General features: G+C 56.1%; 5 protein-coding genes. 2 read left to right on the plus strand and 3 right to left on the minus strand.

Going from position 1 to position 9,014, the window contains the following annotated elements; genetic code table 11:
• The first annotated feature begins 143 nt into the window (after nucleotides 1-143).
• Nucleotides 144-701, plus strand: a complete 558-nt coding sequence (locus HF854_RS11645) for a hypothetical protein (protein WP_168936439.1) — start codon at nucleotides 144-146, stop codon at nucleotides 699-701.
• Between the two features lie 130 nt (nucleotides 702-831).
• A complete protein-coding gene (locus tag HF854_RS11650; protein ID WP_168936440.1) occupies nucleotides 832-3,435 on the plus strand; it encodes an SNF2-related protein in 2,604 nt (867 codons plus the stop codon).
• Between the two features lie 703 nt (nucleotides 3,436-4,138).
• On the opposite strand, the gene HF854_RS11655 is transcribed toward HF854_RS11650, so the two are convergent.
• From HF854_RS11655 to HF854_RS11665, 3 genes are all read right to left on the minus strand, one after another.
• Nucleotides 4,139-6,514, minus strand: coding sequence for a virulence-associated E family protein (locus tag HF854_RS11655; protein WP_168936441.1), 2,376 nt, complete (start codon nucleotides 6,512-6,514; stop codon nucleotides 4,139-4,141).
• 1 nt (nucleotide 6,515) lies between these two features.
• On the minus strand, nucleotides 6,516-8,468 hold the full coding sequence (locus HF854_RS11660) for a DNA polymerase (protein ID WP_168936442.1): 1,953 nt from the start codon (nucleotides 8,466-8,468) through the stop codon (nucleotides 6,516-6,518).
• A gap of 60 nt (nucleotides 8,469-8,528) precedes the next feature.
• On the minus strand, nucleotides 8,529-9,014 hold a 486-nt coding region (locus HF854_RS11665; protein WP_168936443.1), incomplete at its 5' end, for an ssDNA-binding protein.

Here is a 9,014-nt window from a genome sequence, read left to right on the forward strand (position 1 = left end):
ACGAAAATCTGTTTGTTTCATGGGACGAGATTACCACACCTTTTAAAATCAAAAAACATGCCGGACATCCTCTTAATCCGCAGGGAAGGCCATGTCCCCGCAAGGACGGTGTCTTCGAATGGAAGGATGCCCGCCCCTGTCTCGTGCATATCCGCTGGCAGGAGGAGGGCTGTCCACAGGAGGCCCTTGTCCCGGTGGTGGACCGCTGGGGGCGTGTGGCTGTCCGGGAACTGCCCGCCCTTGATACGGAGGATGTCTGGTGGCAGCTGGCCAGCTTCCCCCTGCCGCCGGAAAAGGATGGCGAAGATGTCTCCGGCGTTGAAGAAGGAGGAGAAAGGGCAGGCAAGGGTAGGGCCGCATCCGGCGGCTCCGCGACAGGAGCGGACTATCCCATCCGCCGGATGATGGAACTTGTCGAACATATCGCCGCCCAACAGACCGAGATCAGGGAAGAAGACTGGCCGCTCTGGTGCCTGCGTCTGGAACAGACCCTGATGCAGGCACGGGACTGCGCGTCCGTGGTCTACTTTCGCGAGGTGCTCAAGCTCGATCCTCTTTACCCTCTCTTTGAACCCTGTTTCCGTCCCTCATTCGCCGAGGACAGACGCTCAGAATGCGGCAGGAGATATGAAGATGCCTTGCAGGCGGTCAGGAAATGCTGGCAGGTCCACGAGCTGCCGGGACTGGGAGAAGATCTGTGAAGTGGGACGCCCGCAGGATAACGTGCTCACCAGAATATGATTTTTCCGTGATAGCGGGCCGGTAGGGAGGGGCGTCCGGGCCTAGGGTCTTTGGAGAAACACCGGTCATAAGGAATGAGGTCGGTCATCTATGAAACAGGGCTTTCGCGGTTGGGACAAGGTCGCACGACAGATCGAAGATATCATCGCAGGGCAGACGGTCCCGCTCAACGCTGGACAGAAAGCCAGTCTACGCTGTTTGGCCGGGCGCCTGCCGCAACACGGCATGATCATCGCCGATGAAGTCGGCATGGGCAAGACTCGCATCGCGGCGGTGGTGGCCAGGGCTGTCAAGGAAGCGGGCGGGCGGGTGGCCATCCTCATACCGCCGGGACTAGGCTACCAGTGGCAGGAGGAACTGCGCCATATGGGCGTCATGGCGCCTCCGCTCCTGCGCAGTCTCCTGCAATACCTGTGTGAATGGCAGGAAAAAGAAAGGCAGTTCTGGCTGGATGAACAGGTGTTGCTTATCTCCCATATCTTCAGCAACTGGCGACTGGGGGCACGAAGCGAGCCCTGGCGCTGGCTCCTGCTCCCGGAACTCTATGCCCAATGGAGAAAGCTCGAGCACAGATGGCCGCGAGGCTACTGTAACGGCACGATGCCTCAGGATACGGACGTCCAGCTGACCGCCCAGCGCATCATCGCGGCATTGGACCAGGTGCCGGACACAACCCCCGCGCGACTCCTTATAGAGGAACTGACCAGGAACACCCCCTGGCCTGCGGCACTCGATGCCGCGCAATACGGCCGTACAGAGGCCCTGCGCGTATGGCTGGAACGCGCGGTGGGACTGGGGCTGGGCACCTTTGATCTGGTCATCATCGATGAGGCGCACAAGGGCAGAGGAAAAGAAAGCAGACTGAATAACCTGCTCGATCAGATCATCCAGGCATCCTTCCATGTCCGTCGCCTTGCCCTGACAGCGACCCCCATCGAACTCGATGCCGGTCAATGGACGCAGATGCTGGCACGTATCGGGGTCGAGGCGAGCGAGCAGCTCTCCGTCGCTGTCGCTGACTATATGCAGGCCGTGGCGGCCGTGCGTCTCCATCCCGGTGAGCAGCGGGACAGGTTCCGACAGGCCGCCCGGGCCTTCCATAACGCCCTGGGCCCCTACCTGCTGCGCCGTGACAAGCGGCAGGAAAGTACGATCCAGGCCTTTGCGGAACTTTCGGAAGAAGATTTCCATGCTTACCGGCGGGAGGAGCCTGTCCGTATCGATGTCTCCAGGCTGTCCCCGGACTGGAAACAGGCTGTCTGCGCGGCGGAATCCCTTTCCTTCGTGACCCGCCATACGGACAATACGCAGATGAAGCGCCTGCGTCTGACCTTGGCCAACGGGCACGGCATCGCCTCCCTGCTGGACCAGCCGCTTCGGGATGAAGAGGCCGACAAAGCGCAGCTGGAGGCCGAGCGTGAGGAATACGGGGAAGAGAGCCCTGCTCTGCCTGCAAAAGAACAGACGGGGGCCCGTAGCAAACGCGAGCAGCGTATGGACTGGTGGAGCGGACTGCTCCGACGGCCATTTGACTGCGGGAGTACGGTACTTTTTGAGCATCCGGCCATTCTGGCCGCTGTGGAACAGATCGAGCGGGTCTGCCGGCAAGGAGAGAAGGTTCTGGTCTTCGGGCGCTTCACCCGTCCGTTGCGCGCCCTGACGCAGCTGCTGAACGTCCGGGAGATGCTGCGCTGCCTGGATGAAGATCGCCCCTGGCCGCAATCCGTGTTGTCGGACGAGGAGAGCTGGAACGCAGCACAGGTCGCGGACAGACAATTGCACGGGAAAGGGCGATGGGCTTCACAGGCAGAGCTGAACGACGCCCTTGCCCGGCAGTACAGCCGAATCCGGCAAGAGCGCAGCCTGTTCCGGGATCGGCTCATCCGGGATCTTGAGGAAGGTTTCCGGCAAAGCCCGGATGCCTGGGCAGAGCGATTTTTTCAGGCCTTCCGTCAGGAAATGAACGGGGTGGGGGAGTCTGTTTCGGCCCTTGTGTCCAGAGCTGTCCTGGAGATCCTTGGCCAAGATGGAAAAGCAGTCTCACCCGGGCAGAAGGCCCGGGCCTTTGCCGATTTGATGAAGGCCGTCAGCGATCATGATGATACTAGTGAGGCGGACGAGCCTGATGACGATGTGGTGGCTGTACGCTGGGCTATGTGCCGCGAACGGCTGGAAGAAGAGTACGGCAGCCCACAGGGCCGCTTTGCCCGGCTCATGGACGGCAATTCCAAACCCGCCACCCGGCGTTTTTTGCAACTGTCCTTCAACCGGCCGCACAGCCATCCCCAAGTCCTGGTGGCCCAATCGCTGGTGGGGCGAGAAGGGCTCAATCTGCACACCTCCTGCCGCACGGTGGTCCTGCTGCATCCAGAATGGAACCCGGGCGTGGTGGAACAGCAGATCGGCCGGGTGGACCGCATCAGCAGTCTGTGGGAGAAAAAAATGATACAGTGGCAGCAGGCGGGTGCGTCCGGAAAGGCTCCCCGCATCCATATCCATCCCGTCATCTTTGAAGGCACTTATGATGAACGGCACTGGAACGTCTTGCAGACACGCTGGAACGATCTGCGGGCGCAGCTGCACGGTCAGATCCTGTCGCCGGATCAGGCGCGCGAGGACATGGAAACAGCGGCATGGATCGCGGAGATCAACAGCATAGCGCCGAATTTCTCGTCCGAACAGGGGCAGCGCTGACAGGGAGCAAAAGGGTATTTTTGAGGGAAGGGGCCCCTTGCGGGCAGATTGTAAGTTGTGCTGGGCATCAGAAAACGAGCATTCCAGCATCCGGGCCTGTCCTGAAGAGATGCGGTTTGCTGCCGCCGCTTCTTTTTCGTTTGAACGGGGCAAGGAGAGGCTCGATACGTTCCCACAGCTCATCAGGCACATCACGAAAATCTGTTTGTTTCATGGGACGAGATTACCACAGCCTTTGGGAATTGAAAAAACATGTCGCACATGCTCCAACGAGTTGGATGTCTCCCTCTCATCTTCTCCCTGTCTTGTGTTTCCATACAAGTGATGGGAACGCTAACGGAACATTTTTGGAACACCAAAAAAGCCTTATGTAGAGCCACTTTTCTTCTGTTTGTTCCTATATTCCATAAAAGTTAAGAAAATATGTTTCAGCGAAGCAAGTAACCTACATAGACGATATGTATGCACAGGAAAAGTTTTAGTTCGCTTGGAGCAGAACAATGAAACAATTGTCGTAATATCCAAGCCTGTCTGGGGATTCCTTTGTTCCGCACAAAAATTTGACGGAACACATCGGAACCCGTGATGTCTATGGCGTATGTCAACTGGTGAAAATGCCCCAGAGCTCAGCCCTATAGTGGGATACTTCTCAGGGGATGAAAGGGAGAGACGGTTGGCCTCTCCCTTCCGTCAGCAGTAGTCATCAGACGTTGCGCTTGAATACGTTCTGAGGGCCGTAGAAAGGTACGCGCCGTTTCTTCCCACGGGTCCAGTGGTTTTTGAGCAGGACGGTTATAATGCGCCTTCCATCCGTTTTACCGTTGTAGTCAGCCTTGTTTTTCTTGAAGCATTCACACCAAATTTCTATGGGAGAAATCTCCGTACGTCTTTCTGCGCCCGTCCTTTGTATACCCGGGCCACTGTTTTCGTTTTGCAGAAAGTTCAGGCGCTGGGGCAGATCCATCTGTGACCATTCCAAGGGGATCGGGGTATCAAGATAGTCCAGAATCACGCCCTCCAGCTCGTCGGTTTCAAGTTCCTGCCGCTGGCGTGCGCAGGCTTCCTCCTGTAAATTGGGTGGGAGGCACAGCGATTCTCCTGCCTGAAAATAGTGTTTGGCCTCCGCCCATATCTGTCGCACATCGTCATCCGTCATATCCCAGGATTTTTTGTGACCTGTTCCAGGGGCATTGATGGGCCAGTAGCGCCTGTTGCCCGTTATGTCTCGTAAGAAGCCGTTCTGGGCATTTGTCGTCGCGAAGAAAACGCACTGCCTGGGATGGGATATGACCCTGCGTCCGTAGGCTTCACGAAATTTATCATCCGTCCGGGTGATAAAGCTGCGGATGGACTCCTCTTCAGCTTTGTTACGTCCGGCAAGCTCGCTGATCTCAACGATCCAGATGCCCATCAATTTTTCTGCCCCAGTTTTGTCCCTGGTGTCCGCTAGCGTCAGGTTATCCGTGTACCAAGTGCCCCCCAGCTTTGAGATGAGGGTGCTCTTTCCGGTTCCTTGAGGGCCTTTAAGAACAACCATGGTGTCAAACTTGCAACCGGGCTCCAGTGCACGCTTGATTGCCGCACACAGGATCTTCCTCGCGACCGCTTTGGCGTAGGGAGTGTCCTCCTCCCCGAAATAGTCAATGAACAAGGTATCTACACGGGGAACTCCGTCCCATATTGGCAATGTATTCAAATACTCACGGATAGGATGGAAGCCTTTGTCCCTTGCTGAAGTTGTCAAGGCAGATAGCATGTGCTGTTTGCTTATCTTGGCATAATTCTTGTGAAGATAGCTCAACAGGTAATCATCGTCCGCGTCGTTCCATAAGCGTTCTCCCTGTCTGTCCCAAGGCACGACGCCGGTCAGGACGATGGCCTGTGTGAGCTGGTCGTAGGCGATATTTTTCAACAGGGGGTCGTTCCGTAGAATCGTGTTGGCATTATTAAGAGTTGACAAGATATTTATCCCAAGAAGGTCATACTCAAGCTTGCTCAACCAGCTTGTCCCTTCGTCATTCGATACTTCTAGTCCGTACTCTTGTGCAGCCTCCTGGATTTTCTCCTTAACTTCCAGGCACCGCTGCATATTGACACGCTCATCCTGTAAAGCGTGTTCAAGCATAGCCTTGAAGGATGGCGAATTGGGGCCCTTTTTAGTCGTGCCGACGTCCAGTTTGCCGAAGGCATGAATGCGCCAGAGGTCAAAGGCGTTTAGAAGTTGGTGGGCGGCAGGGTCGGAGTCATGGTGACTGTAGACAAACTTGTCCTCATAGACGACCAGGCCTCCCGAGGTACTTCCTTTGGTGTAGGTATATCGGCTCCCCTCTTTGAGGGGCTCGTAGATATCCGAGAGATGCTCTTCCAGAAGCAGTTGTATAGGATAATACGCTCGGCATATTAGTCCGACGGCACCGTCTTTTGTAAGAGGATCCGCCACCTTGGCAGCCTGTCGTAAAACCACGGGGTCCTGCCGTGCAGAGACGGGCCATTCCTCCGTATTCCGCCAGTTTTTGTACCGGGAAAGGACGGCGTCCGGCTCAAGGGGCTGTCCCTCAATGACCTCAAATATATACTCACCGTCGCAGGATACCGTCGGCCAGAACATCATTCGGTTGGCTTCGTAGGTGCTGTCATCGAACAGCTCGATGCCTATGTCCGCCGCTATCCTTCTGGCCACAGCCGGATATTCCTCTTCGCTGATCTCTCTGGACAGAGGTATGATAAGACGGAAGCGTGGTTTTTCCGGCGTGTGCTTGTGCGTGGTATGCACAAAGCAGCGGTACGGCAACCCTTTCAGCCGTGCCAGGGTATCGGGTCGCCCTGAGTCCAGGTCAAGGGACAGCAGCGAGCGTAAAAGAACGCCGCCTTTGCGTCTCTGGCCATCACGCAGATGCCCTCCAACAAAACCGCCTTTATCCTTGATTTCACCCTGTTGCGACTTGGACATCTCCATGAAGGCGCTCAGCGTTTCGGGGGTGCGAACGGGCGAGCGAAGCTTGGCGAGCAGTTTCTCTTCAGACCAGTCAACGTTTTGCCACGTAATTTCGGTACGGCTATTTGCTATGGCTATCTTCATACTAGTCCTTGCAGTAGTAGTTGGTGGTATAGCCGTCGGCACGGAGAAGAAGGCCTTCTGCCCACGCTGGTGACTGTGCCATGAGCGTACATACCGCATCTGCCGATGAGGTCGCCGGTGCTTCGATGATGACCTCGTCATGTACATGGGCGACCGTGCGGTAGCCGTGATTGCGAAGATTTTTCAGGGCGTGGCAAAGGATGTCCCGCGCTGTGCCCTGCACGATGTTTTCGACAAACTTGGGACCGTAGGAGTCGATGCTTCCCCAGGCATGGTGGTAGGGATCCACACCTTCGTAGGTGATTTTTTCGCGCCCATCAGCTGAAGGCAGCAGCAAAGGATACGGGTAGGCAAGCCGACGCCCGGAAGGAAGGATGATGAAAAGCCACTTGCCGCTATGGCGCATTTCCAGTCCGTAGGGCACTAAGGCGCTGTACCCCACGGTAAGGGCCTCTCTGACAGCGTTGTCCACTTCCCACCAGAAGGCTACGATACGCGGATTCGCGGCACGCCAGGCATTAACAAGGGATTGCAGCTCCTCTTCTTCCAGCCCCATTTCCAGCGCGCCCATGCTCTTGAGAGCACCAACGGAACCGCCATAGCCCAGCGCGAGTTCCGCTATCTTGCCTTTCTGACGGAGTTCGGCATTTTGGCCGTGCTTCTCGACAGGGACGCCGAACATTTTGCTGGCCGATGCGCAGTAGATGTCCTTGCCCTGGACAAAGGCCTCAAGACGCCAGTGCTCTTTGGCGTACCAGGCGATGATGCGGGCTTCGATAGCCGCATAGTCGGCAACGATGAACTGATTGCCGTCTCCAGCCACAAAATTGGTGCGGATCAGTTCTGACAGCGCTCCCGAGACGTCAGGAAAGCGCGCTTTGACCTGCGCATAGCTGCCGGAAAGAACGAGATTTCGCGCCGTATCGAGATCGCTCATACTGTTGCGCGGAAGGTTTTGGAGCTGGACAAGCTGTCCTGCAAAACGTCCTGTGCGGGCGGCCCCATAGAAGCGGAACATACCGCGAACACGTCCGTCAGCGCATACGCATTCCTGGATGGCCGCGTATTTGCCTATGGAGGTGCGGGTGATGCGACCATAGTCGTTGAGCACCTCGCGCACGTCATCCGTTACGCTCTTCTTCAGGCACTCCACCGCTTTTTTATCCAGACTTTCCGCTTCGTAGCCCTGTGCCAGCAGCCATTTCAGCATCTGCTGACGGGATTTCGGGTTAGCCAATCCCGTGCGCTGCTGGAGAGAGTGGAAAAGTTCCTCCGTAAAGGTCTTATCCAGGGCAAGAGCCTTGTGAACCAGTGCCCGGTCAACAGCAATGCCTCTGTCGTTGATTTCCTGATCGATGGCGTATTCTTCCCAGAGCAACTGAGGTACCGGGAAATCGGCCAGCCTGGCACAAACATCCATCTCCACTTCCACGTCCCTACGATTGTAGGCCTTGAACTGTGCCCACTTTTCAGCAGCATGGGCAGGCAGGTTTCTTACTCGCAGGCCATTCGCCTTGGTGGGTTTGCATGGCTTGGAGAAGAAAGAGATGAGCTCGCGTCCCTCACGGAGTTTTTGCTTGGTCAGTCCCAGTACTACCCCAAGGTTCTCTAACGAGGCGGGAAAACCCAGAGTAAGCGCCCAGACCATGCTGCACCGCCAGGACGCCGGATCAAGGTATCTGCCTTGCGGCAAGCCCAGAAAACGGCTGAGGCAGATACGTTCAAAGGCGGCATTGTGTGCCCACTTTTGTATGGTATCATCAGTAAGAGCTGCCAGAACATCCGTCGGAACCTGTTCTCCACTGGCGCAATCGACGACATGCACCGGGCCATCGTCAACGGCGTAGGCGAAGAGCAGGATTTCAAAGGAGGGATCTTCGGCATAGCGGTAAACACCGCATTCGGAAAGCTCTCGGTCACAGTAGCTTTCAAGGTCGATATGAATCTGCTTCATTAGAATAATCCTCGCTCCTAGTGGCGGAGGTCTGCTCCGCCACTAGGGCTTGCTGATGCCTTATAAGTAGCGGTCCGCCTCAGCCAACTGTTCAGCGGTGAGTTTACGCGGAGACTCATCTTCCAGCTTACGTACACAGTCTAGGCGGAAGCCAAAACCCTGATGTGTTTTCTGCGGGTAGAGTTGCATAACCAGCTGTACGACACTGCCATCCCGAACAAGGCTCCTGTCCTTTATTGGATTACCTTGTCTATCAGCTATCATGGGCATGAAGCTGGTACAGGCAAACAACTCCCAGTGATTGGGGTATCTTGGACTCCTACAGTCTCGGACAGGACCGACTATCTTATCAAAAGCAGGCCAGTCAGAGCTATCTTGGGTCTGCTTCGCGATGTCGTAGGCTTCACGAAGTGCTTGCTTGTAGCGCTCATAGCTTGCAGTATCCTCTTTGGGGAAGATGAATGTTGTACTAAACAGCTCCTTGCCATTTTGTGTTTTCTTGGGCTCCCAGCCATGGAAGAACATAAGATGACCCTTTCCTGTATG

The organism is Desulfovibrio piger (assembly GCF_012843875.1).
Taxonomy (GTDB): domain Bacteria; phylum Desulfobacterota; class Desulfovibrionia; order Desulfovibrionales; family Desulfovibrionaceae; genus Desulfovibrio.

Bases quoted from the DNA above. Each gene is read 5' to 3' on its own strand.
- HF854_RS11650 (WP_168936440.1), top strand. From the start codon at position 832: ATGAAACAGGGCTTTCGCGGTTGGGACAAGGTCGCACGACAGATCGAA.
- HF854_RS11655 (WP_168936441.1), bottom strand. From the start codon at position 6,514: ATGAAGATAGCCATAGCAAATAGCCGTACCGAAATTACGTGGCAAAAC.
- HF854_RS11660 (WP_168936442.1), bottom strand. From the start codon at position 8,468: ATGAAGCAGATTCATATCGACCTTGAAAGCTACTGTGACCGAGAGCTT.